This is a genomic window from Brevibacterium otitidis, from assembly GCF_042429315.1.
GTDB classification, from domain to species: domain Bacteria; phylum Actinomycetota; class Actinomycetes; order Actinomycetales; family Brevibacteriaceae; genus Brevibacterium; species Brevibacterium otitidis.
The window spans coordinates 1-24,926 of the sequence record NZ_JBHMAU010000023.1; the positions used below are offsets into that span (position 1 = coordinate 1).

Genomic DNA, 24,926 nt, shown 5'->3' on the forward strand with positions numbered 1-24,926 from the left:
GCTCACCCGAGCCCCTGATCGGCCTCGCCATGCTCACACTCGGAGGCCACCGCCCCCTCCTGCCCGGCCGCTGAAGACCCACGGATCAGTCAGTAGAGCCTGAAATCTGTGGCGTGGACTGACTTCCTCTCGTCAGCGCTGATCGTCATCGGCTTGCTGGCGACGCTGTACTTCGTCTTCGTGCAGGACCTGGGTGGCTTCGGCAGCTACGTCAACCGGCTCGACCCGGCTTTCCGCACGGTGACCGGCAAGCTGACTCCGCTGCAGATCCTGGGCTACTTCCTCCCGCTCTTCCTCTTGGTTCTTGGCGACCAGAACATGCACCAGCGCCTCGCCGCCGCGCAAAGCCCTGCAAGTGCACGCAAGGCTACCGGGCTGTTCTTCCTCGGCGCCGTATTCATGGTTGCACCGATCATCCTGCTGGCTTCGGCAGCGACGATCGTGAACCCATCGTCTGAAGCCGATATGGCGATCCTCGGACTTGCAGCAGGCGACTTCACACCTGCCGTCGTCGGAGCAACTCTCCTGGTGGCCGCCCTGGCCCTCATCGTCACCACCGGATCGTCCTACCTGCTCACCTGCTCGGGCAACATCGTCTACGATCTTGTGTTCCGTGGACGTCGCCGGGACGCTTCAGACGATCGCAGCCAGCTGCTCATCAGCCGAATCGCGGTGGCTGTGGTTGCCGTACTCGCCTTCGTCATGGTCCAGTTCTTCCCGACGCTGCTTGCGCTGCAGCTGTACGCCTACACCATGTACGGCGCCGCGGTGACGCCGACGGTGCTGGCGGCACTGTTCTGGAAGCGCGCCAGCGCCGCGGGAGCAGTGGCATCCATGCTGACGGGCGGCATCGCGACGGTCCTATGGGAGGTTCTCGGTTCCGTCGAAGAGATAGCTTCAGTGGTCATCGCTGCGCCGATCGCCATCATCGTGCTGATCGTCGTCTCTCTCGCAACGAAACCTGCCGCTATGGCCAGCCGCCCCGCCCGGGCATAGCAGCCGCAAGCACGCACAAGGCCCCGGCTGGAGGCTCGAAGTCTCTGGCCGGGGCCTGCTCGTGCCCCAATGCGCGCGGGTAACGTCACGGTCGGCGGTCAGCGCCTCGCCTATGCGCTGAGCGTCGGCCGGAGCCCAGACTGGCCCCGGCCGGCTGCGGCAGCCTCTGCGGTGACAGGAGTCACCGCTGGTTCAGGCGCAGTTTCCGCTCAGCTCACAGGAAGCTGACGAGGATGCTGGCGATCGCGATGGAGCCGGCGCTGACGGAGGTGAATCCGCCGACGAGCATCGGCGGCAGCATCGCATCGAGCAGCTTCTCGCGCTCGGCCTCATCGCGGCCGACGGACCGGGCGACCTCGTTGGTGAGCAGGTAGTCGGCGGGGAAGCCGTACATGGCTGTCAGGGCCACGGACATGCCCAGGGTCGGGCGCCATTTCAGCAGCTTGGTGGCGATGAAGCCGCCGGCGAGGATGCCGAGGCAGCCGACGGCGAGGATCGCGACCATCGGCAGCAGAGCGGCGATGACATCGGACATGGAGGCGGTCAGCAGCGGCGCCATGACGATCGCGACGACGCCGGCCATGGCGATGCCGAAGCTGGAGGACTTCTCCATGCTGCGCTCAGGGGTCAGGCCGATGGCCGTCGAGATGATGCCAAGCACAAGGCCGAGGATCGAGCCTGGGATGTGGGTTGGGATCGCCAGCAGGGTGGCGACCGTACCGCCGACGAGGATAAGGAACAGCACGAACAGCTCGTTGTTCTCCAGCATCGGCGGCAGGGTCACGAGCTTCTTCTTCTGCGCACCGGAGTCGGCATCGGCCTGGCGGGCCTTCGACCTCGCGGCCAGCTCGTCGAGTTCGCCGCTGTCGCGCAGGCTGAAGGCGAAGCGGCGCAGCAGGAAGTTCGTCAGCGGCATCGCCGGCAGCGACTGCATCATGAGCACGAGTGAGGGCAGGATGATGATCGCCGGGGCGACGCCGGCCTCGGTCAGGCCGTTCGTCGTCAGGCCGGTGGCGACGATGCCGCCGGCCAGCGGGCCGGCGCCGGCGACGAAGTGCTCGAAGCTGAACAGCGGGATGACGACGGCGGCCAGGGCGAGCACCGCCACGAGCATGCCGACGATGGCGATGAGCACCGACCGCCACTGTTGGATCATCGTCGGCAGCGGGATGAGCGAGCCCATGTGGAAGAGCAGGGGCACGACGAGGATCGAGTAGATCTGGACGAGCATCGACTGGTCGATGACATCAGCGGGAATGAGTCCGAGCTGCGCGAAGATGAAGGCGCCGAGCATCGCGACCAGCAGGCCGGGCACACGGGCCTTTGACCAGATGGAGACCAGTTCGCCGGCGGCGATGAATGCCAGGACGATGGTGGCGGCGAAGATGGGTTCCATGATGGTCCCTTTCGATGAGAGTCAGTCGGGTGCGGGGCGGAACGGGGGTGTCACATGCAGCCGGTCAGCCTGTGGGTGGGCCGGTCGGCGATCAGGATGACCGCCGGTTCAGGATCCGGTGTTGTGGGCGAAGGCGAGGACGGCGAGAGCGGCTGCCTGGTCGGCGAGCACCGCATCATCGAAGAGCACGCGCGGAGAATGGTTCACCTCCGCCGTCTCCGGGTCGACCTCCGGCGGGCTGGCCTGCAGGAAGCAGAACGTGCCCGGCACCTCGCGCAGCACATAGGAGAAGTCCTCCGAGCCCATGCGCGGGGTGTCGAGCTCGACGACGCGGTCGGCGCCGAACACCCTGGTGAGGGTGTCAAGGGCGAACCGGGTCTGCGCATGGTCGTTGACGGTGACCGGGTAGATGCTGTCGAAGGTGAACTCGGCCGTGCAGCCGTGCGCGGCGGCGATCGATTCGGCCAGCTGCCGGGCCCGGCGCGGGAACTCGGCGGTGGTCTCGGCTGAGAGTGTGCGCACCGATGCGCCCATCGATGCCGAGGGTGGGATGACGTTGACCGCCTCGCCGGCGCTGAGGTTGGTGATGGTGGCGACGACAGGGTCGAAGACGCTGAAGCGGCGGGTCACCATCGTCTGCAGGGCGGCGCAGAACTCGATGAGCGGCGGCACCGGGTCGAGCGCCTTCTCCGGCATCGAGCCGTGACCGCCCATGCCGTTGAAGGTCACGCGCATGATGTTGGCGCCTGCCATCACGGTCGCCGGGCGGGTGTTGAAGACACCGCGCGGTCCGGGCAGGACGTGGATGCCGAATGCGGCATCGGCACGCACTCCGGCGGCATCGAGGACGCCTTCGGCGACCATCGGCGCAGCACCGCCGGGGCCCTCCTCACCGGGCTGGAACATGAAGACGACATTGCCGGGCAGCTCTGCCTGGTGAGCTGAGAGCAGGCGGGCAGCGCCGACGAGTCCGGCGGTGTGCAGGTCGTGGCCGCAGGCGTGCATGTTCCCGTTCGTCGAGGCATAGGGCAGGCCGGTCTCCTCGACGACCGGCAGGGCGTCCATATCGCCGCGCAGCAGCACGGTGGGTCCCGGCTTCGCGCCGCGCAGCACCGCCGTCACCGAGGTGAGCGACTGCCCGGTGGTGATCTCCAGCGGCAGGCCCTCAAGGGCGGCGAGCACGCGCGCCTGGGTTTCAGGCAGATCATTGCCCAGTTCAGGGTTGGCGTGGAGTTCGCGACGCAGGGCGATGAGATCATCGGCGATGACGGCCGCTTCAGCTGCGAAATCGGGAACGGATGCGCTGGTGTTCGTGCTGGTCATGCTGCTCCTGCTGCTGATGGTTGGACTTCTGCTGCCAGGCATCTGTGACGCCGTGCCGCTGAAGTGCTTTCGTGCATGCTAGCGGCGCCTTCTGTCATGCGGGAGCTGGTTTCCCACGCAGTGAGACGGCCCCCGCCTCGGGCACGGCAGACGACCGCCACCTCGGGCACGGTGAGCGCAACACAAAGCCCCGGTCAGAGATCACGTGGATCTCGGACCGGGGCCCAGTCGTACCCCTATGCGCGTGGGCACGTCACGACCGGCGGCCAGCGCCTCGCCTGTGAGCTGGCGGCCGGTCAGCTCAGATATCAGCTAAGAAGCTGATGGGATTCTCGATGCAGTCGGCGATGAACGTGATGAACTCACTCGGTTCGCGGCCATCGCACACGCGGTGGTCGAACACGAACGACAGGTACATCACCTTCCGCACCGTCAGCTCGCCGTCGACCACCCACGGCCGTTCCTTGATCCGGCCGAGGCCGAGCATCGCGACTTCGGGCAGGTTGATGATCGGTGCCGATCCGTCGACGCCGAACACGCCGTAGTTGTTCAGCGTGAACGTCCCCCCGGTCAGCTCGGCTGGGTCGAACCGGCCGGCGGAGGCCTTGTCGACCTTGTCCCCGATCGCATCGCGCAGCTGCCGCAATGTCATCTCACCAGCGCCGTGGACGACCGGGACCATGAGCCCGCGCGGGGTGTCGGCGGCCAACCCGAGGTTGACGTCGGAGTGCACGCGGATCTCACCGGCGGCCTCATCGACAGACGAGTTGAGGATCGGCCACTTCTGCAGGCCAGCGGTGACGAACCGGGCGACGAGCGACATGACCGAGAACTTCTCGCCGTGCTTGGCTTCGAGTTGCTTCTTGGCAGCCAGCAGCTCGGTGGCGTCGACGTCGAGCCAGATCGTGGCCTCTGGGACCTCCTGCCGCGAGCGGGACAGCCGTTCGGCGACGACCTTGCGCAGCCCGGTCAGCGGGATGATCGTGTCCTCGCCCGAGGCGGTGGCTGCTGGTGCCGCGGCGTCGCCTGCCTGTGTGTCGGTGTGGGAGCGGCGGGCGATCTCGTCCATGACGTCGCGGCGCATGACCATGCCGCCGGGTCCGGAGCCGGTGAGCTCTTTGGCGACGAAGCCGTTGTCGGCGGCCATCTTGCGCACCAGCGGTGAGACGACGCGGGAGAACTTCCCCGCGCCCGAGGCGCCGGTCGCCTCAGCCGAGGCGGGTGTGGTATCCGGCGCGGCCGGAGCAGGTGCGGTGTCCAGCGCGGCCGGGGCTTGGGCGGCTGGCTGCGGCTGGGCGGCCTGCTGGCCGGTCTTCCGGCCGAAGCTGCGGCGGCCTGCGCGGGTTGCACCGGAGACCTCCTTGGTGCCGTAGCCGATGAGCACCGCGCCGGAGCCCTCACTGTCCTGGCCCGGCGCCGGGGGAGTGTCATCCCCGTCAGTCGAGCGCAGGGCGGTGCCCGGGACGACGTCCTCGCCGCCGGTCGGCCCCGCCTCGGCAGCGGCGCCAGCACCACCACCAGCAGCGCCAGGTTCGCCGCCGATCGTCAGAATCGCCTGGCCGGCATGCACGGTGTCGCCCTCGGCGAAGTGCAGGGCGGTCACGACGCCGGCGTAGGGGCACGGCAGGTCGACGACGCTCTTGGCCGATTCCACCTCGGCGACGATCTCATCGATCGCCACAGTGTCACCGACGGCAACCTTCCAGCTCACCACCTCGGCCTCGGTCAGCCCCTCGCCCAGATCAGGGAGGATGAAGTCCTGGCCGGTGCTCGTGTGTGTGGCGGTCACAGCTCCCACTCCCACTTGTCCAGGGCATCGAGGATGCGGTCGGGCGTGGGCAGGTAGAACTCCTCGAGCTTCGGGGCCGGGAACGGCACATCGAAGCCGGTGATGCGCAGCACCGGGGCGGCCAGCGAGGTGAAGCAGCGCTCGGTCACCCGAGCGGCGACATCGGCACCGTAGCCGCAGAACTGCGCGGCCTCGTGCAGCACTGCCGCGCGCGAGGTCTTGGCCACCGAGGCGGCGACGGTGGCATCGTCGAAGGGCGAGAGGCTGCGCAGGTCGATGACCTCGATCGAGACCCCCTCCTCGGCTCCGGCCTCAGCGGTGGCGAGCGCGGTGCGCACGGTCGGGCCGTAGGACAGCAGCGTGACATCGCTGCCCTCGCGCACCACCTGCGCCTCATACATCGAGGCGGTCTCGACCGGCAGGGTGAGCTTCGCCTTCGACCAGTAGCGCGACTTCGGCTCCATGAAGATGATCGGATCCGGGCTTGCGATCGCCTCGCGCAGCATCGAATACGCATCGGCCGGGTTCGACGGGGTGACGACGGTCAGGCCCGGAGTCGCGCACCAGTAGGCCTCCGAGGAGTCCGAGTGGTGCTCGACACCGCCGATGTCGCCAGCACACGGGATGCGGATGACGATCGGCAGCTCGATCTGCCCGCGGGTGCGGTTGCGCATCTTCGCCACATGCGACACGATCTGCTCGAACGCCGGGTAGGAGAAGGCGTCGAACTGCATCTCGACGACCGGGCGCATCCCGGCCATCGCCATGCCGACGGCCGTGCCGATGATGCCGGATTCGGCCAGCGGGGAGTCCCACACGCGCTCCGGGCCGAACTCTTCGCGCAGCCCGTCGGTGACGCGGAAGACGCCACCGAGCCGCCCGACGTCCTCGCCGTAGACGACGACGGAGTCATCGGCTGCCAGCGCATCGCGCAGCGCGGTGTTGAGTGCGGTCGTCATCGACACGGGGCGTGCGGTCGCCACGGTCGCCTCACCCGAGGCGGTGGTCGCCTGGGTGCTGGTGGTCTGGGAGCTGTTGGTGGTCTGGGCGTCGGTGGTCATTTGGGCGGTCATGACACCTCTTCCAGCTCGGCGGCCAGCAGGGCGCGCTGTTCGGCCAGGGCCGGGCGCTCATGGGCGTAGACGTGGTCGAAGATCTCCAGCGGGTTGCGCTCGGCTTCGGTGTTCATCGCATCGCGGACCTCGGCGGCGAACTCCTCGGCATCGGCGGCGATCGCCTCGACCGAGCCGTCGTCGAGCGCACCGACCGAGCGCAGATAGGCCTCCAGGCGGGTGATCGGGTCGCGGCGCTTCCAGATCTCGACCTCGGCGCCGTCGCGGTAGCGGGTCGGGTCATCGGAGTTCGTGTGCGCCTCGACCCGGTAGGTCAGGCCCTCGATGAGGGTGGGGCCGTCACCGGCACGGGCGCGGTCGATGGCGGCGGTGACGACGGCGTAGACGGCGGCGACGTCATTGCCGTCGACGCAGTAGCCAGGCATCCCGTAGCCGATCGCCTTGTCCGCCAGCAGGGTGGCGTTGGTCTGCTCGCGCAGCGGCACCGAGATCGCGTACTGGTTGTTCTGGATGAAGAACACCGTCGGGGTCTGCCATACGGCAGCGAAGTTGAATGCCTCGTGCGCATCGCCCTCGCTGGTCGACCCGTCGCCCATGAACGTCAGGGTTGCGGTGTCCTCGCCGCGCAGCTTGGCGGCCATGCCGAAGCCGGCGGCGTGCAGGCCCTGGGTGGCCAGCGGGGTGGCTGCCGGTGCGGTGCAGTGGGCGTTGGGGTCGAAGCCGCAGTGCCAGTCGCCGCGGAAGGCCGCGAGGATGTCAGACACCGGGATCCCGCGGGTGAGCAGGGCCGCGGAGTCGCGGTAGGTCGGGAACAGCCAGTCGGTGTCCTTGAGTGCAGACACCGCGCCGATCTCGCAGGCCTCCTGGCCGGCTGCTGACGGGTAGGTCGCCAGCCGCCCCTGGCGGGTGAGCGCGGTGACCTGGGCTTCGAAGCGCCGGGCGATGACCATCCGGCGGTAGAGCCGGAGCAGAACGTCGGCAGAGGGCATGCGCAGGCCATCAGGTGCCTGGGCGTCTGTCACCTGGCCTGCTTCGTCGATGAAGCTGATCGGGTGCAGCGACGGCACCTCCCTGGCGGCGTCGGCAGAGCGTGGAATGTCGATAGTCATGCATCCATCGTCCTGTGATCGCGATCACCGCACCAGCTGCAGGCGGCACTGCCAGACGGGTGGCCGCGCGACTGTGCAATAGCGGACGATCGCGTGTGCGAGCTCACGGCTGTTGGGACATTCGTCCGCCGTGCCCGAGGCGGTCCGCACCCGGGTGCCTGACCTCGCGCCGGTCAGCGGGCAGGTCCCGATGTGCGCCTGAGCTCACCCAGAAACGCAGCGTATGAGGCGATCGCTGCGACAGATCCGATGAGCAGGACGGCCTGCCCGGCCACTGCTGTCATGTCGACGATCGCCGGGGCCGGGCCTGGTTCGCCGGCGCTGTCCTGGATCGCATAGTCGATCGCCGAGATCCCGTAGGAGGCGGCGATGAGCACAAGTCCGAGCGCGAGCACACCGATGCACACGGTGAGGATCCGCAGGGCCGACCGGACGGATCCGGTGATCACTGGCTGTTGCATGGCGGGGTCCTGTGTGGGGATGAGGGGGTGCGGGGCATGCGCCCATCTCAGCACCCCATGCTGAGGCCAGCCTGTGACTGCACCTCCCACCACGCCCGAGCCGGTGGGCGCCTGTCCTCTCGGACGGTGCCCACCGCCTCGGGAACGGTGTGCCGGTGGCCGTCAGCCAGCAGCGGGTCAGACGTCGAGCCGGTTGCCGCGGGTCTCGCGGATCATCGACACGGCAGCGAAGCTGATGACGGTGAGCACCATGATGTACACGGCGATCGCGAGCGAGGTCTTGAACTCCACCAGCAGGAACTCGGCGATCATCGGGGCGAAGGCGCCGCCGAGGATCGCGCCGAGCGCGTAGCCGATCGACACGCCGGAGTAGCGGATCTTGGCCGGGAACATCTCGGCGTACATCGCCGACATCGGACCGTAGGACAGGCCCAGGCCGATGGTGAGGATGAACAGGCCGATCGCGTAGAGCCACACATTGCCGGTGTCGACGAGCATGAACGTCGGGATGATCGTGAGGAAGATGAGCGCGTAGCCGATCTGGAAGCTGCGCACGCGTCCGATCTTGTCCGAGATCGACCCGCCGACGAGCGTGAAGGTGAGCCAGCCGAAGGAGGCGATCGTCGTCGCCAGCAGCACCGGTGGGCGCTCCAGGCCGATGGTGCCGCCCTGGTCGAGGGGCTTGGAGGCGTAGGCGGCGAAGAACGCGATGACGAGGTAGCCGGCGGCATTGTTGGAGATGAAGACGAGGGCGGAGAGGATGACCTCCTTGGCGTTGGTCTTCATGAGGCTGGCGAGCGGGGCGCTGGCCTCGGCGCGGCGCTCGGCGAGCTCGGCGAAGACCGGTGACTCCTCGCACGAGCGGCGGATGAAGTAGCCGACGAACACGAGCACGATCGAGAGCAGGAACGGGATGCGCCAGCCGAAGCTGGCGAACTGCTCAGGCGTGAGCACACTGGAGATGGTGAACATGACGCCGGTGGCCAGGATCATGCCGACCGGCACGCCGATCTGCGGGTAGGCGCCGAAGATGCCGCGCTTGGACAGCGGGGCGTGCTCGACGGCGAGCAGGGCGGCTCCGCCCCATTCGCCGCCGGCGGAGAAGCCCTGGATGATGCGCAGCAGGATGAGCAGGACCGGCGCGGCGACGCCGATCGCGGCGTAGGTGGGCAGCAGGCCGATGAGTGCGGTGGCAGCGCCCATCATGATGAGAGTGACGACGAGCATCGTCTTGCGGCCGATCTTGTCGCCCAGGTGGCCGGCGACGACGGCGCCGAGCGGGCGGAAGAGGAAGGCCACGCCGAGGGAGGCCCACGAGATGATCTGGGCGAGCGCCGGGTTCGCTTCGCTCAGCGGCGCGAAGTATTGGGCGGCGAGGATGAGGCCGGCGGCCTGGGCATAGATGAAGAAGTCGTACCATTCGATGGTGGTGCCGACGAGGGTGCCGATGAGGACTTTGCGCTCCTCGCGGGTGGTGGCGGTGGGCCGCGTCGTTGCGGCCGAGGTGACGGTCATGGATCTGCTCCAAGGTCAGTGGGGTGGTGCGGTTGGTCGGTGGCTTGCAACGGCCGATTGGTGGTCGGCCGGAGGGTTGCCGCGGCTTGTGAGCCGAGTCGAAGCGGTCGGTCAGGCGGTGCCGTGGTGAGCACTGCCATTGCGGACAGCTCGCTGAACCGTCGTTGTCAGACTGTGCAGCCGATGCCTGACCGTTCGGTCAGTAATGGATGAAGCATAGGCAGATGCGGCGGCCGTTGGTAGGAGATCTCGTGAAGCGGGTCACATTCCGGACGGGCGTCCGGGATTGGTAACGTCAGGATGACAGCAGATCGGTGGCGGGAGGCGGAAAGGGGTGAGGCGATGGAGAGCTCGAGTGGCTAGACCTCCCTGGGGTGGGAATCCGGTGCCTGGAGTGCATGGAGAAGCCGGGAAACAGGCGGAAATGCCGCTTCGGAGCGCTTGGTCGCAAAGAGTGTTCAAACTTCGATGGTGAAAAGGCCGATTCTCCATCGAAGTTTGAACACTCTTTTGTGGCGGGCCGCTTTCCGGCGCCGGAACCGGCGATCCNCGGCCTTCCCAGCCCCAGCGGCCTTCCCAGCCCCAGCGGCCTTCCCAGCCCCAGCGGGCTCCTCAGCTGCCGGGGCGGTGGCCGTCGACTTCATCGAGGACGAGCAGCGAGCGGGTCGAGACGATGCCGGGGATCTCGTGCACCTGGCGCAGGATCACCTGGGACAGCTCGGTGTTCGACGGCGCGTTGACCGTCAAGAGGGCGTCGATGTCACCGCTGACGGCCTGTACCTTCTCGACGAAGGGCAGCGCAGCCAAGTCGTCACGGACATCGGGCCACGGGCGCTCGCCGATCTTGACGACGACGACAGCTGACACGGTCATGCCGAGTGCATTCTTGTCGATGTCGGCGGTGAAGCGGCGGATCGCGCCGGAGTCGATGAGAGCGGTGAGTCTGGAATGGGCTGCGGAGCGGGAGATGTGCACGCGCTCAGCCAGCTGGCGGATCGAGGCACGGGAATCAGCCACGAGGGCGGCGATGATCCTGCGGTCGACGTCATCGAGCTCGCGCGCCATATGCGATCCCTCCTGTCCGGATTGCCCAACAGCTTAGTACTCATGACAATAACTGACCGAACGGTTAGTATGAAAAATGTGCTGTCCGCTCGCCCAGCGGGCACGACGACGACGTCGACCTCAGGAGCTGTCATGACCGAGATCCTCACCTCCTATGTCTGCGGGAAGTGGACTGCCCCCGCAGCCGACACCCCAGCCGCCCACTCCGCTGTGCGCACCATCAGCGACCCAGCCACCGGCACCGCACTGGCCGGTGTCTCCTCGGCAGGCATCGACTTCTCCGCCGTCGCCGCCCATGCCCGCGACACCGGCGGCCCGGGTGTCCGCGCGCTCACCTTCCACCAGCGCGGCGTCATCCTCAAACAGCTGGCCGTCTACCTCAACGAACGCCGCGAGCGCTACCACGCCATCTCTCTGACCACCGGCGCGACCGCCCGCGATGGCCTCATCGACATCGACGGCGGCATCTCGACGCTGTTCTCCTACTCCTCGGTCGCCCGCCGGCAGATGCCGAACTCCACTGTCTACCTCGACGGCGGCGTCGAGCGACTGTCGACGAACCAGACCTTTGCGGGCCAGCACATCTGCACCGCGCGCCCGGGCGTCTCCGTGCAGATCAACGCCTTTAACTTCCCGGTCTGGGGGATGCTGGAGAAGTTCGGGCCGATGTTCGCCGCCGGCCAGCCGGTCATCGTCAAGCCGGCCACCAACGGCGCCCAGCTCACCCACGCCGTCGTCTCCGACATCATCGAATCGGGCCTGCTGCCGGAAGGTGCCCTGCAGCTCATCTGCGGTTCGACCGGCGACCTCTTCGAGCACCTCGCTGAGCAGGACACCATCGCCTTCACCGGCTCGGCGGCCACCGCCCGCACCATGGCCTCTCACGCCTGCGTCACCGACCGCGGCACCCGTTTCTTCGCCGAAGCCGACTCGCTCAACTTCTCCCTGCTCGGCCCCGACGCCGCGCCTGGAACCGAGGAGTTCGACCTCTACGTCAAGCAGCTTGTCACCGAGATGACCGCGAAGGCCGGCCAGAAGTGCACCGCGATCCGCCGCGCACTCGTCCCGGCCGCGCACCTCGACGCCGTCGCCGAGGCGGTGGCCGACCGACTCGGGAACGTCACCGTCGGCAGCCCGCACGATGAGGCCACGCGCATGGGCCCGCTCATCTCTGCTGATCAGGCTGATGACGTGCGTGCTGCGATTCGCAGTCTGACAAGCGCCGGCGCCGAGGTGGTGTGCGGCTTCGACCCGGCCGGCGCCTCGGGCGAGGGAGCCGGCGCCTGGGGCGAGGGAGCCGCCTCGGGCGAGGGGGATGCTCTGTCCCCGGCCTTCGTCGCCCCGACCCTGCTCAAAGCGAGCGCCGATGTCGACGCCGTCCACGATGTCGAGGCCTTCGGCCCGGTCGCCACGCTCGTGCCCTACACCTCCCTTCCCGAGGCCGTCGAGATCGCCGCCCGCGGCCGCGGTTCGCTCGTCGGCTCGGTCGTGAGCCACGATCCCGAGGTGGTCCGCGAGGTGGTGCTCGGCACCGCGCCGTGGCACGGGCGCGTCCTCGTCCTCGATCGTGATGATGCGCAGGAGTCGACCGGTCACGGTTCGCCGCTGCCGACCCTCGTCCACGGCGGGCCGGGGCGCGCCGGCGGGGGAGAGGAGCTCGGCGGCATCCGCTCGGTGCTGCACTATATGCAGCGCACGGCTGTGCAGGGCTCCCCGGACATGCTCACCGCGATCACCGGCACTTGGGCACCGGAGGCGAAGCGCCAGACCGAGGGCGGCCACCCGTTCGGCAAGAACCTGAGCGAGCTGCGCATCGGCGACACGATCGTCGGCGGCCCGCGCGAGGTGACCCTGGAAGACATCGAGCACTTCGCCGAGTTCACCGGCGACACCTTCTACGCCCACACCGATGAGGAGGCTGCGGCGGCCAATCCGTTCTTCCCCGGGCGGGTGGCGCACGGCTACCTTGTCGTGTCCTTCGCGGCCGGTCTGTTCGTCAAGCCCGAGCCCGGTCCGGTGCTGGCGAACTACGGGCTGGAGAACCTGCGGTTCATCACGCCGGTCTCACCCGGTGACACGCTGACCGTGACGCTGACGGCTAAGCAGATCACCCCGCGTGAGACCGATGAGTACGGTGAGGTGCGCTGGGATTCGCTCGTGACGAACCAGAACGATGAGATCGTCGCCACCTACGACGTGCTCACCCTCGTGGAGAAGGGACCGACGGCCTGAGGATCCCCGGCGGCCTGAGGTTCTTTGACGGCCTGAGGCTCCCCGACGGCCTGAGGCTCCCGGCGGCCTGACGCCGCCTGCCTCCGCGACGCAATCACACCACCAGGGTGACTGCAGTTGTGGATGTCAGGTGACGCAGGCCCGCCTCAGCCCAGCTCGGTCGTGACGAAACGGTAGCCCATCCCCAGCTCGGTGATGAGGTACTGCGGGTGGGCCGAGTCGATCTCGAGCTTCTGGCGCAGGTGCGAGATGTAGACGCGCAGGTAGTTCGTCTCCGTGCTGTACTGCGGACCCCACACCTCGTGCAGCAGCTCCTGGCCGGTGACGAGCCGGTCGTGGTTGCGGGCGAGCACGCTGAGCACGCCCCACTCATTGGGGGTCAGGCGCACGAGCTCGCCGTTGCACTTCACCGTCGTCGCCGCGAGGTCGACCCGGATGCGGCCATCGGCGGATTCGATGACAGCCGGCGGCTTATCGGCCGGATCGGTGCGGCGCAGGGCCGCGCGCAGCCGGGCGAGCAGCTCACCGAGGGCGAAGGGCTTGGTGACGTAGTCATCGGCACCCCGGTCGAGCGCCTCGATCTTCGACTGCGCCTCGTGGCGGGCGGAGACGACGATGATCGGCACCTGCGACCAGCCGCGGATCCCGTCGATGACGTCGACGCCGTCAAGATCCGGCAGGCCCAGGTCGAGGAGCACGACATCCGGGGCGATATCGGCCGCCAGCCGCAGCGCCATCGCTCCGGTCGACGCGTGGCGGCAGGTGTAGTCGCGGGCGGTCAGATTCAGCATCAGCGCCCGCGCGACGGTGGCGTCGTCCTCGACGACAAACACAGTGGTCATGCTCCCGACTCCTTCTCCTCAGCCCCTGGGGTCTCATGTGCCGCTGGGAGTGCCCCCAGCGGGTCAGCGGGTTCGCTGTCGGACTCAGCGTCGGCGATCGGCAGCGTCAGCACCATGGTGAGACCACCGCCCGGGGTGTCCTCGGCGCTGAGCTGGGCGCCCATCGCCTCGCTGAGACCGTGGGCGACCGCCAGGCCGAGGCCCAGACCAGTGCCCGATGACTGGTCGCCGAAGCGCTTGAAGGGCACGAACAGCTGCCGCTTCTGATCGTCGCTGACTCCGCTTCCATAGTCTCGCACCCGCAGCAGCACCGTGTCGCCGACACTGTCGGCGTCGATGAGGCAGCGGGGGCCGCCGTACTTGCCGGCATTGCTCACGAGGTTGACGAGCACGCGCTGCAGCAGGCCGTAGTCGGCCACGATCAGCGGCAGCTCCGCGGCGACCTCGACGCGGGTGTCGGTCGGGCAGAGGGCGGGGCCCACCTCGAGCAGGGCGGAGCTGACGACATCAGCGACATCGACGCCGACGCGCCCGACGCACAGGTCCTCGGCCTCGATGCGGCTCATGTCGAGCAGGTTCGTGATGACGTTCTCCAGCACATCGGCGGAGTCCTCGATCGCCTCGAGCATCTCCGCGCGGTTCTCCTCGGAGAGCTCGATATCGGTCATGCGCAGGCTCGACACCGCGGTCTTGATGCCGGCCAGCGGAGTGCGCAGGTCATGGGAGACCGCCGTCAGCAGCGCGGTGCGCACAGCATTCGCCGCCCCCAGGCGCTGCGCGGCGATGCGCGTGTCCTGCAGCTCCTTGGCGTTGAGCAGGTGCAGGATGCGCCCGGCGTAGGCGTCGAGGATCTGCGACTCCGAGGCGTTGAGGGTGCGTCCCTTGAGCATGAGCCGGTGGCGGTCGTCGAGCTGCACGGTCTCGGTGGCGTCCTGGGAGCTGGTGAGGGTGCCGCCGGAGCTCACCACCGGCTCCCACACGGCGGTGTTCGTGGCCTCCGGTGAGGAGTCGGTGCTCAGTCGGCACACGCAGGCGACCTCCTGGCCGAGCGCCTCGGAGACCTGTGCGAGCAGCGCCTCGACATGCGTGCCCTCCTTGATGACCGAGCCGGCCAGTTCGGAGAGCAGCAGCGCCTGCGCTCGCGCCTCGGCAGCCTGTTGGGCCCGCCGGGCGGCGAGGTCGACGACGCCGGCGACCGCGGCGGCGACGACGAGGAACAGCCCCAGGGCGACGATGTTCTCGAACTGGTCGATCGTGAACGTCCCCAAGGGCGAGGTGAAGAACCAGTTGATGCAGGCTGTGCCGGCCAGCGCTGCCGTCACCGCAGGCCACCAGCCGCCGATGAGGGCGACGAACACGACCGCGGTGATGTACGTCAGCATGTTGAGGCTGAGCGAGACCTCCTCGCGGCCGAGCCCCAGGAACGACAGCGTGAGGATGACCGGCAGCCCGAATGCGAGGCCGAAGCCGATGAGCCGGCGGGAGATCGGCAGCGCACTGGCCCGCGGCGGGCGGATCGGGCGCTTGCCGAGCCCCTCCTGCGTGACGATGTGGATGTCGATGTCGCCGGAGCCGGCGACGACCGCGGTCGAGACGCCGGTGCCGAGCAGCCGCTGCAGCCACGGGGCGCGCGAGGCGCCGATGATGAGCTGGGTGGCGTTGGCGCCGCGCGCGAAGTCGAGCAGCGCCTCGGCGATGTCGTCGCCGGTGACCGTATGCCAGGTGCCGCCGAAGGACTCCATGAGCTTGCGCGCCTCGGTGATGCCGGCGAAGGTCGGCTGCCGCAGACCGTTCTCCTGCACGACGTGGACGGCCATGAGCTCGCGGCCGGCGGTGCGACCGGCGATGCGCATGCCGCGGCGGATGAGCGCCTGCGATTCGGGCCCGCCGGTGACGGCGACGACGATGCGCTCGCGGGTCGGCCAGACCTTCTCGATCTGCTCGTCGGAGCGGTAGCGGGCGAGGCCCTCATCGACCTTGTCGGCCAGCCACAGCAGGGCGAGCTCGCGCAGCGCTGTGAGATTGCCGGTGCGGAAGTACTTCGTCAGTGCCGCGTCGACCTTCTCGGCGCTGTAGATGAGTCCCTTCGCCAGCCGGATGCGCAGCGCATCCGGGCTGAGGTCGACGAGTTCGATCTCATCGGCTGCGCGCAGCACCGCATCGGGGACGGTCTCCAGCTGCTTGCGGCCGGTGATGTCGCGGACGACGTCGTTGAGCGATTCGAGGTGCTGGATGTTGACGGTGGAGATGACATCGATCCCGGCTCCGAGGAGCACATCGATGTCCTGCCAGCGCTTCGTGCGCACGCCCGTGGCCGCCGGCCCGGCGACTGCACCGGTTCTGTCGGCTGCGGTGCCGGGCCGCTCAGCTGCGGTTCCAGCCGTGTCAGCGGCCCCTCCCGAGGTGCCGGTCACCGTCCCCGAGGTGCCGGTCACCTCGGCGTCGGTGCCGGACCTGTCCGCCTCATCCGTTTCGATCTCGAGTGAGCTGCCGCCGGGTTCGGCTGCCTCCTCGTTGACGATCGTGTGGGCGAGCTCGTCGACGAGGACGACCTCGGGACGCCGCGCGATGACCGCATCGACGTCGAGCTCCTCGAAGGTGCCGCCGTGGTATTCGACGGTGCGCAGCGGCACCTGTTCGAGGCCCTCCACCAGCTTGGCAGTGTGCCGTCGGCCGTGCGTGACGATGATGCCGACGACGACGTCGCGGTTCTGCTCGAGCAGGCCGTGGGCCTCCTCCAGCATCGCGCACGTCTTGCCGACCCCCGGGGCGGCACCCAGGTAGACCTTGAGGGTGCCGCGGCGGAGGCTGCCGTCGGCGGACTCATGAGCCATGGATCTCCTTGAGGGCCAGGTTGAGCTTGAGGACGTTGACGCGCTCGGTGCCGATGAAGCCCAGGGCTGGGTGTGCCGTGTTGTCCTGCACGAGGCTGCGGACCTCGTCCTCGCTCAGCGAGTTCTTCTCAGCGACGCGCGCGACCTGGATCTCAGCATATGCCGGGGAGATGTGCGGATCGAGGCCCGAGCCGCTGGCGGTGAGGGCATCGGCCGGCACCTCCGAGGGATCGACGCCCTCGCGTGCGGCGATCTCCTCCTTCCGTTCGGCGATGCTCGCGGCGAGCTCCTCGCTCGTCGGACCGAGGTTCGAGGCGCCCGAGGACTGCGCATCGTAGCCGTTGTCGCCGGCCGCTGAGGGCCGAGACTGGAAGAGGGAGTCGTCGGCGGAGAAGTCCTGGCCGATGAGCTCGGAGCCGACCGCATTGCCATCGGCGTCGTAGATGATCGACCCCTTCGCCCGATGCGGCACGAGCTGACCGAAGCCGGTCATGGCGAGCGGGTAGACGATGCCGGTGATGAGGGTGAAGACGAGCAGCGCACGCAGTCCCGTGCCGACGGTGCGCAGGGCATGAGCAGATGAATTCATGGTGATACTCCTTAGCCGATGCCGGGGATGATGCTGATGACGAGGTCGATGAGCTTGATGCCGATGAACGGCACGACCAGGCCGATGAAGCCGAACCAGAACAGGTTGCGGGCCAGCAGCTGGCTTGCGCTCGAGGGCTTGTAGCTCACGCCCTTGAGCGCGAGCGGGATGAGGGCGACGATGACGAGGGCGTTGAAGATGACCGCCGAGAGGATCGCCGACTCCGGAGTGCTCAGCCGCATGATGTTGAGCGCACCGAGCGCCGGAACCGCGGTCATGAACATCGCCGGGATGATCGCGAAGTACTTGGCCACGTCATTGGCGATCGAGAAGGTCGTCAGCGCACCGCGGGTGATGAGCAGCTGCTTGCCGATCTCGACGATGTCGATGAGCTTCGTCGGGTCCGAATCGAGGTCGACCATATTGCCGGCCTCCTTCGCTGCCTGCGTGCCGGTGTTCATCGCCACGCCCACATCCGCCTGCGCTAGAGCCGGCGCGTCGTTCGTGCCGTCACCGGTCATCGCGACCATGTTGCCGCCGGACTGCTCCTTGCGGATGAGTTCGAGCTTGTCCTCCGGGGTGGCCTCGGCGAGGTAGTCGTCGACGCCGGCTTCTGCGGCGATGGCTTTGGCGGTCAGCGCATTGTCACCGGTGATCATGACGGTGCGGATGCCCATCTCGCGCAGCCGCGCGAAGCGCTCCTTGATGCCGGGCTTGATGACGTCGGTGAGGACGACGACGCCGAGCAGGCGCGTCTGCTGCTCCCGATGCTCGATGACGAGCAGGGCGGTGCCGCCGCCGCGCGAGACCTCCTCGGCGCGCTGCCGCGCCTCCTCGATGACGGCCGTGTCGACGCCGGACTCCTCCGCCTTGTGCAGCACCTCGGTGGCGGCGCCCTTGAGGATGCGGTGGCTGTCGGAGAGCTCGATGCCCGACACGCGGGTGCTCGCAGAGAACGGAACGAACACGGCTTGGGCGTACTCCGCCTCGGGAACGGCTGCCTGGCCGAGGGACTCCGTGGCCAGGGTGACGATCGAGCGGCCCTCAGGCGTCTCATCGGCCAGCGAGGCCAGCTGCGCGGCGCGGCCGAGCTCGTCCCTGCTCGTGCCGCCGACCGGGATGATGTCGGTGGCCTGGCGGTCGCCGACGGTGATCGTGCCGGTCTTGTCGAGCAGCAGGGTGGAGACGTCGCCGGCGGCTTCGACCGAACGGCCGGAGAGGGCCAGCACGTTGCGTTTGACGAGGCGGTCCATGCCGGCGATGCCGATCGCCGAGAGCAGCGCGCCGATGGTCGTCGGGATGAGGCAGACGAGCAGCGCGGTGAGGACGAGGAGGCTCTGCTCCGCGCCGGAGTACACCGCCATCGGCTGCAGGGTGAGGACGACGAGCAGGAAGATGATCGTGAGCACCGAGAGGAACACGGTCAGCGCGATCTCATTGGGCGTCTTCTGCCGTGCGGCGCCTTCGACGAGGCCGATCATCTTGTCGATGAAGGTCTCACCGGGCTTCGAGGTGATCTTCACCTCGATCTGGTCGGACAGCACCGTCGTGCCGCCGGTGACCGCACACCGGTCGCCGCCGGACTCGCGGATGACGGGCGCCGACTCGCCGGTGACGGCGGACTCGTCGACGGTGGCGATGCCGGCGATGACATCGCCATCACCGGGGATCGCCTGGCCGGCCGAGACCACGACGATGTCGCCGGGGGCCAGCTCGGTCGCCGAGATCTCCTCGATGCTGCCGTCGGCGGCCTTGCGGTGCGCCGAGGTGCTCACGCGGGCCTGGCGCAGGCTGTCGGCCTGCGCGCGGCCGCGGGCCTCGGCGACCGCCTCGGCGAAGTTCGCGAACAGCACGGTGAGGAACAGCCACGCCACGATGCTGAACGCGAAGACGCTGGGCTCGACACAGGCGAGGATGAGCGAGAACACCGAGCCGATCCCGACGAGGAACATGACGGGATTGCGCACGAGTTCACGCGGATTGAGCTTCTTGACCGCGACGGGCAACGCCGCGCGGATCTGCTCGCTGTTGAGAGCGCGAGTCTGTGTGGGGGTGTGCGCCATATTCAGATGAGTCCTTCTGCGATTGGTCCCAGTGCGAGAACAGGGAGGAAGGTGAGGCCGGTGACGATGAGCGAGGCACCGACCATGACTCCCACGAACAGGGGCCGATGGGTGGTGAGGGTTCCGGCCGTCTCCGGCGTGCGGTTCTGCTCAGCGAGGCTGCCGGCCAGTGCCAGCACCAGGCCGATCGGAACGAAGCGGCCGAGGAGCATCGCGAATCCGAGGGTCACGTTGAAGAACGGGGTGTCGGCGTTGAAGCCGGCGAATGCCGAACCGTTGTTGTTCGACGCCGAGGTGTAGGCGTAGAGGACCTCGCTCAGGCCGTGCGGGCCGGGGTTGAGGATCGAGTCCAGCGTCGACGGCAGGGCGATCGCCAGCCCCGTTCCGCAGAGCACGAGCACCGGAACGACGAGGATGTAGAGGCTGATGAGCTTGATCTCGCGCGGTCCGATCCGCTTGCCGAGGTATTCGGGGCTGCGGCCGACCATGAGGCCGGCGATGAACACCGACAGCAGGGCGACGACGAGCATGCCGTACAGGCCTGCGCCGACACCGCCGGGGGCGATCTCGCCGAGCAGCATGTTGAGGGTGAGCATACCGCCGCCGAAGCCGGAGTAGCTGGAGTGGAAGCTGTCGACGGCACCGGTCGAGGTGAGCGTGGTCGAGGTGGCGAAGAAGGAGGAGGCGACGACGTCGAGTCGGACTTCCTTGCCTTCCATGGCCGCGCCGGCCTGGCTGATGGCGCTGCCGGTGTTCGCCAGCTCCGAGGTGAGGGTGACGGTCAGCGAGATCGCGTAGAGGACACCCATGGCGCCGAGGACGGCCCAGCCCTGACGCTTGTCTCCGACCATGATGCCGAAGGTGCGCGGCAGCGCGGTGGGGATCATGAGGATGAGGAAGATCTCCAGCAGGTTCGTCCACGCCTGGGGGTTCTCGAACGGGTGGGCGGAGTTGGCGTTGAAGTAGCCGCCGCCGTTGGTGCCGAGCTCCTTGATGACCTCCTGCGAGGCGGTGGTGCCGGTGACGATGGTCTGGGTGTCACCGGTGACGGTGGTGACGACGACCGGGTCCTGCAGGGTCTGCACGGCGCCGGCGAGGATGAGCGCAGCCGCTGCGACGATGGAGATCGGCAGCAGCAGGCGGATGACACCGCGGGTGAGATCGACCCAGAAGTTGCCAAGCGTGTTCTCCTTGCGTGCAGCGATGCCGCGGATGAGGGCGATCGCCACGGAGATGCCGACTGCGGCGGAGACGAAGTTCTGCACCGCCAGGCCGGCCATCTGGGAGAGGATGCCGAGGGCCTCCTCACCGGAGTACGACTGCCAGTTGGTGTTCGTGGTGAACGAGACGGCGGTGTTCCAGGCCTGGTCAGCGTGCACAGGGCCCATGCCGAGGCTCAGCGGCAGCCACTGCTGGAGCCGCTGGAGCAGGTAGACGATGAGCACAGACAGCGCCGAGAAGGCGAGGACTGAGAAGAAGTACGTCTTCCAGCGCTGGCCGGAGCGGGGATCGACGCCGCAGACGCGGTAGATGACCCGCTCGATGCCGAGGTCCTTCTCCGTTGTGAAGATGTGGGCCATGTAGGCGCCGAGGGGACGGTGGATGAGCGCAAGCGCTCCGAGGGTGAGGGCGATCTGAGCCAGCCCAATCCAGAGAGGTGACATCAGAACCTTTCAGGTCGCAGAAGTGCGTAGAACATGTAGGCGATGGCAGAACCGGCCATCAGGAGGCCGATGATGTCGGCGGGGCTCACAGCTTCTCCACCCCTTGGCCGAAGACGGCGAAGGCGATGAAGACGCCGATGGTCAGGGCGATGAACACGATGTCCATGAAACCTCCGTACAGATGAACGTGTTGCGAGCTCTGCAGCGCACCGGCTGCAGTCAGCTGTGGTGCTCGCCTGCGTGGGCAGAGCACCTCTATGTCACACGTGAGTGCACGGTGGGACCGGCGGCTTTAGCGCCTTCTTGACACCCCGTGAAGGAGCTTTGACGCGCGTTTAACCCCCTGCTGCAGACAGCCGCAGGGGGTGTGATCCAGGCCGCAGTACGGCAGCCGGAAAGACGCCCTCCTCAGGGGCGCTGACATGCGGAAACGGCGGGGCGGGGCTTAGCCGCGCAGCCCTTCGAAGGCGATCTTCGCGACCGCCTCGGCGACGGTGGTGGCGTCACGATCCGGGCGCGGCCGGTACCACTCGGTCAGCGAGTTGACCATGCCGAAGAGCAGCCGGGTGATGAGGCCGGGATCGATGTCGCTGCGCAGGGATCCTTCGGCGATCGCCGCCTCGACGAGCGCCCGGGTGCGCTGATCGATCTCGCGGCGCTTCTCCAGCGCCCGGCGCTCCACCGCCGAGGTGCCGCGCACCCGCAGCAGCAGCGCCACCGAGTCGCGATAGTCGATGAGCACCTTGACGCTGCCGCGCACCACGGCATGCAGCCGCTGCTCGGCGGTGAGGTCGGTGCGGGCGTCCTGGGTGTCGATGACGGCGAAGAGCTGGTCGAGGCCGCGGGCGATCGCCTGCTCCAGCAGGTCCTCCTTCGACCCCACATGGTGGTAGATCGCCGACTTCGTGATCCCCAGCTCCCGGGCGAGGGTGTCCATCGACGTGCCGTGGTAGCCGCGCTCATTGAAGACCTCGATCGCGCGCTGAATGAGCGTCTCGCGGTCATAGCCGGGCCTGCCGCGCCGCTTGGGCGCCTCCGTCTGAGCAGTCATCGTCCCATCTTAGGTCCACCGGCAGGCCCGGCTGCGGTCTCGTCCCCTTCGCGGGACAGCGCCGTCCGCGTCGAGTTCGTCCCCCGACTCAGCGGATGTCCTCACGGCGGTCGATGATGCGCTTGAGCTTGCCGACCGAGCGCTGCAGCGTATCCGGGTGCACGATGATGACCGTCGCGGACACTCCGAGCGAATCCTTGATCCGGGCAGCGACCTCGCGCTCGAGTGCCTGCCAGGTGCTCGTCGGCAGGTCCGGGCGCGCCTCGACCTCGATGGTGAGCTGATCCATGCGGCCCGGGCGGGTGAGGACGAGCTGGAAGTGCGGGCTCAGCTGCTCGAACTCGAAGACGACCTCCTCAACCTGCGCGGGGTAGAGGTTGACGCCGCGGATGATGATGAGGTCATCGGAGCGGCCGGTGATCCGCGACATCCGGCGGAAGGCCGGACGCGCCGTGCCGGGCAGCAGGCTGGTGAGGTCATGGGTGCGGTAGCGGATGATCGGGGTGGCCTGCTTCGTCAGCGAGGTGAACACCAGCTCACCCTCCTGCCCATCGGGCAGCACCTCACCGGTGAACGGATCGACGATCTCGGGATAGAAGTGGTCCTCCCAGATCGTCGGGCCGTCCTTGGTCTCCACGCACTCCATCGCCACGCCCGGGCCCATCACCTCGGACAGCCCGTAGATGTCGACGGCATCGAGGTTGAAGGTTCGCTCGATCTCCCGGCGCATCCCATCCGTCCACGGCTCCGCGCCGCACACCGCGGTCCGCAGCGAAGTCTCGGCCGGATCGATGCCCTTGCGGGCGAACTCGTCGATGATCGTGAGCAGATAGGTCGGGGTGGCGGTGATGATCTCCGGTTTGAAGTCCTGGATGAGCTGCACCTGCCGCGGGGTCTGCCCGCCGGAGATCGGCACGACGGTGTAGCCGGAGCGCTCAGCACCGGTGTGCACGCCGAGCCCGCCGGTGAACAGTCCGTAGCCGTAGGCGTTGTGCAGCATCTGACCCGGGCGGCCGCCGGCGGCGCGCAGCGACCGGCCGATGAGCGACGACCAGCAGTTGATGTCGTCGTTCGTGTACCCGACGACGGTCGACTTGCCCGTCGTGCCCGAGGAGGCATGGATGCGGGCGACCTGCTCACGCGGCACGGCGAACATCCCGAACGGGTAGTTGTCGCGCAGATCCGATTTCCGGGTGAAGGGCAGCTTCCGGATGTCGTCGAGGCTCGTGATGTCATCAGGGTGCACGCCGGCCTCATCGAAGGACTTCCGGTAGTGCGGCACGTTCTCATAGGCCCGCCGCACGCTGGCCTGGAGCCGTTCGAGCTGCAGGGCGCGCAGCTCATCGACACTCATCCGCTCCTCGGCGTCAAGGGTCTGCGGGTCCGGCGCCTGCCCGAGGTGGCGGCTGGCTGCCGTGCCCGAGGTGGTGGTCGCGGAGGTGGGGGTTTCGGCCATGAGGTGAGGACTCCTTCGTCTCTGCGTCTGGGTGGGATGGGGGAGGATCAGCGGTCAGCCGGCGGGTTCGATGATGCCGATGCCGATGGCGATGGCGATGGCGCCGGCGGGGCGGGCAGGGTGCGGGAGCGGCCTCGGTAGACGGCGATGAGCTCCTCGCCGCGGAACACCTCGACGTCGTAGATGCCTGAGCGCCCGGTGGCCGCCACCCGCTTGCCGTGGGCAGTGAGGGTGTCGCCGGTGCGGCTCGGGCGCAGGAACGTGACGTCCCCGCCCGAGGCGACGGTCACCGAGCCGATCTCATTGCAGGCCATCGCGAAGGTCGTGTCCGCGAAGAGGAAGATGTAGCCGCCGTGGGTGATGCCGTGGCCGTTGACCATCGTCTCAGTCACGGTCATCGAGCACGTCGCGTGCCCGTCGCCGTGGTCATCGAGGGTGATCCCGAGGTGGCGGGAGGCCAGATCGTTGGCGTACATCGCCTCGGGGCCGGTGTGCTCCTGTCCGCCGATGAGGTGGGCAGCGGGCTGGGTGTCGGTCATGGGGGCTCCTCCTCGAGCACGCGGCGATTAAATGACCATTTGGTCATTAAATCTCCACCCTCGAGGACTGTGCTGTCAACCACACGGGCGAAATGTCTCAAGATCCGGTGAGATGCAGCGAGGGAATCTGAGTGTGATGCTAGCTGTAACTGCGGGGCGGTGTAGGTGCGGATCGGAAGGCTGTGGTGGTGACAGGCGAACGTGCGAACCCTTCGCGATGTGATCGGCTGGATTCGCGGCCCGGTTCTGACACTGTCCAAGAGTTTCAGCGGCAGGTGGTCTCGTGCGCATCAGTTGCGGTAAAATCCCAAGTAACATGACCGGTTCCGCTGCCCACTTCGGTGGGAGTCCAGGGCCGGTCTTCGTTTGCTGAAAAGGTGATCCCGCTAGTGACTCTGGCGAAGCAGTTCAAAACGTACGCAGAGCAGGTCGAGCTGCTGCGTTCGCGTGGGATGCGTGTCGATGACCCAGTTCGTGCCGAGCACCTTCTGACTCGGCTCAACTACTATCGTTTGTCGGGATATTGGTATCCGATGCGCCGCTTTGCCCCAGCCACAGGCGAGGCGCTAGACGAGTTCGTCGATGGCGCATCGTTCGACTTGGTTGTTGCGCTCTATGAGTTTGACGAGCGGTTGCGGCATGCTGTGTTCAACGACCTGGACCGAGTCGAGCTGGCCGTTCGAGCCATGCTCGGATACGAACTGGGGCGTATCGATCCGCTGGTCCACCTGTCCGTAAACCTCTTAGCCCCGCGTGCACGTCAGCGACGCAACGACGGCCGCAGTATGCATGAAGTCTGGCTAGGAAAATACACAGCTGCTTTGAAGGCTTCCAGAGAAGACTTCGTCGCTCATCACAAAGCAAAATACAGCGGGGATATGCCCATCTGGGCTGCAGTGGAAATTATGGTTTGCCTGCACTAGCTCGTG

General features: G+C 67.7%; 21 protein-coding genes. 3 read left to right on the plus strand and 18 right to left on the minus strand.

The window, feature by feature from the left end; all coding sequences use genetic code 11:
• The first annotated feature begins 108 nt into the window (after positions 1-108).
• On the plus strand, positions 109-996 hold the full coding sequence (locus ACFFN1_RS02505; protein ID WP_376838284.1) for a sodium:solute symporter family protein: 888 nt from the start codon (positions 109-111) through the stop codon (positions 994-996).
• Positions 997-1,210: 214 nt separating this feature from the next.
• Here ACFFN1_RS02505 and ACFFN1_RS02510 read toward each other — a convergent pair whose 3' ends face one another.
• From ACFFN1_RS02510 to ACFFN1_RS02545, 8 genes are all read right to left on the minus strand, one after another.
• Positions 1,211-2,392, minus strand: a complete 1,182-nt coding sequence (locus ACFFN1_RS02510; RefSeq protein ID WP_376838286.1) for a hypothetical protein — start codon at positions 2,390-2,392, stop codon at positions 1,211-1,213.
• Positions 2,393-2,500: 108 nt separating this feature from the next.
• Positions 2,501-3,715, minus strand: a complete 1,215-nt coding sequence (locus tag ACFFN1_RS02515) for a M20 metallopeptidase family protein (RefSeq protein WP_376838287.1) — start codon at positions 3,713-3,715, stop codon at positions 2,501-2,503.
• 301 nt (positions 3,716-4,016) lie between these two features.
• Positions 4,017-5,504, minus strand: a complete 1,488-nt coding sequence (locus ACFFN1_RS02520; RefSeq protein ID WP_376838289.1) for a dihydrolipoamide acetyltransferase family protein — start codon at positions 5,502-5,504, stop codon at positions 4,017-4,019.
• A complete protein-coding gene (locus ACFFN1_RS02525; RefSeq protein WP_376838291.1) occupies positions 5,501-6,577 on the minus strand; it encodes an alpha-ketoacid dehydrogenase subunit beta in 1,077 nt (358 codons plus the stop codon). The genes ACFFN1_RS02520 and ACFFN1_RS02525 overlap by 4 nt, the downstream gene beginning before the upstream one ends.
• Positions 6,574-7,686: a pyruvate dehydrogenase (acetyl-transferring) E1 component subunit alpha gene (pdhA, locus tag ACFFN1_RS02530; protein ID WP_376838293.1), complete on the minus strand. Its 1,113-nt coding sequence runs from the start codon at positions 7,684-7,686 to the stop codon at positions 6,574-6,576. The genes ACFFN1_RS02525 and pdhA overlap by 4 nt, the downstream gene beginning before the upstream one ends.
• A 173-nt stretch (positions 7,687-7,859) precedes the next feature.
• Entirely contained in the window at positions 7,860-8,147 is a 288-nt protein-coding gene (locus tag ACFFN1_RS02535; protein ID WP_376838296.1) for a hypothetical protein, read from the minus strand.
• A gap of 177 nt (positions 8,148-8,324) precedes the next feature.
• Positions 8,325-9,662, minus strand: coding sequence for an MFS transporter (locus ACFFN1_RS02540; protein WP_376838297.1), 1,338 nt, complete (start codon positions 9,660-9,662; stop codon positions 8,325-8,327).
• 612 nt (positions 9,663-10,274) lie between these two features.
• Entirely contained in the window at positions 10,275-10,727 is a 453-nt protein-coding gene (locus ACFFN1_RS02545; protein WP_376838299.1) for an Lrp/AsnC family transcriptional regulator, read from the minus strand.
• A 132-nt stretch (positions 10,728-10,859) separates the two neighbouring features.
• On the opposite strand from ACFFN1_RS02545, the gene paaZ reads away from it, so the two are divergent.
• Positions 10,860-12,959, plus strand: coding sequence for a phenylacetic acid degradation bifunctional protein PaaZ (gene paaZ / locus ACFFN1_RS02550; protein ID WP_376838302.1), 2,100 nt, complete (start codon positions 10,860-10,862; stop codon positions 12,957-12,959).
• Between the two features lie 146 nt (positions 12,960-13,105).
• Here the strand turns inward: paaZ and ACFFN1_RS02555 are convergent, their stop codons facing one another.
• From ACFFN1_RS02555 to paaI, 10 genes are all read right to left on the minus strand, one after another.
• Positions 13,106-13,801, minus strand: coding sequence for a response regulator (locus tag ACFFN1_RS02555; protein ID WP_376838304.1), 696 nt, complete (start codon positions 13,799-13,801; stop codon positions 13,106-13,108).
• Positions 13,798-16,635 carry a DUF4118 domain-containing protein gene (locus ACFFN1_RS02560; RefSeq protein WP_376838305.1) on the minus strand — a complete coding sequence of 946 codons (2,838 nt, stop codon included), beginning with the start codon at positions 16,633-16,635 and terminating at the stop codon, positions 13,798-13,800. The genes ACFFN1_RS02555 and ACFFN1_RS02560 overlap by 4 nt, the downstream gene beginning before the upstream one ends.
• Positions 16,625-17,224: a potassium-transporting ATPase subunit KdpC gene (kdpC, locus tag ACFFN1_RS02565; protein WP_376838308.1), complete on the minus strand. Its 600-nt coding sequence runs from the start codon at positions 17,222-17,224 to the stop codon at positions 16,625-16,627. The genes ACFFN1_RS02560 and kdpC overlap by 11 nt, the downstream gene beginning before the upstream one ends.
• Before the next feature lie 11 nt (positions 17,225-17,235).
• Positions 17,236-19,287, minus strand: coding sequence for a potassium-transporting ATPase subunit KdpB (gene kdpB / locus ACFFN1_RS02570; RefSeq protein ID WP_376838311.1), 2,052 nt, complete (start codon positions 19,285-19,287; stop codon positions 17,236-17,238).
• 2 nt (positions 19,288-19,289) lie between these two features.
• Positions 19,290-20,951, minus strand: a complete 1,662-nt coding sequence (gene kdpA / locus ACFFN1_RS02575; protein WP_376838312.1) for a potassium-transporting ATPase subunit KdpA — start codon at positions 20,949-20,951, stop codon at positions 19,290-19,292.
• Positions 20,951-21,010 (minus strand): potassium-transporting ATPase subunit F, encoded by a 60-nt coding sequence (locus ACFFN1_RS02580; RefSeq protein WP_376838351.1) that lies wholly within the window; start codon positions 21,008-21,010, stop codon positions 20,951-20,953. Before ACFFN1_RS02580 ends, kdpA begins: the two co-directional genes overlap by 1 nt.
• A gap of 26 nt (positions 21,011-21,036) precedes the next feature.
• Positions 21,037-21,204, minus strand: coding sequence for a hypothetical protein (locus ACFFN1_RS02585; protein WP_376838313.1), 168 nt, complete (start codon positions 21,202-21,204; stop codon positions 21,037-21,039).
• Between the two features lie 192 nt (positions 21,205-21,396).
• Positions 21,397-22,002 carry a TetR/AcrR family transcriptional regulator gene (locus ACFFN1_RS02590; RefSeq protein WP_376838314.1) on the minus strand — a complete coding sequence of 202 codons (606 nt, stop codon included), beginning with the start codon at positions 22,000-22,002 and terminating at the stop codon, positions 21,397-21,399.
• An 88-nt stretch (positions 22,003-22,090) separates the two neighbouring features.
• The gene (gene paaK, locus ACFFN1_RS02595; protein ID WP_376838317.1) at positions 22,091-23,458 is read right to left on the minus strand and encodes a phenylacetate--CoA ligase PaaK; all 1,368 of its coding nucleotides are present in this window, start codon (positions 23,456-23,458) and stop codon (positions 22,091-22,093) included.
• A gap of 47 nt (positions 23,459-23,505) precedes the next feature.
• Positions 23,506-23,997 carry a hydroxyphenylacetyl-CoA thioesterase PaaI gene (paaI, locus tag ACFFN1_RS02600; RefSeq protein WP_376838319.1) on the minus strand — a complete coding sequence of 164 codons (492 nt, stop codon included), beginning with the start codon at positions 23,995-23,997 and terminating at the stop codon, positions 23,506-23,508.
• A gap of 389 nt (positions 23,998-24,386) precedes the next feature.
• Between paaI and ACFFN1_RS02605 the strand changes: the two genes are divergently transcribed.
• Positions 24,387-24,920 (plus strand): Abi family protein, encoded by a 534-nt coding sequence (locus ACFFN1_RS02605; protein ID WP_376838322.1) that lies wholly within the window; start codon positions 24,387-24,389, stop codon positions 24,918-24,920.
• Positions 24,921-24,926: the final 6 nt, after the last annotated feature.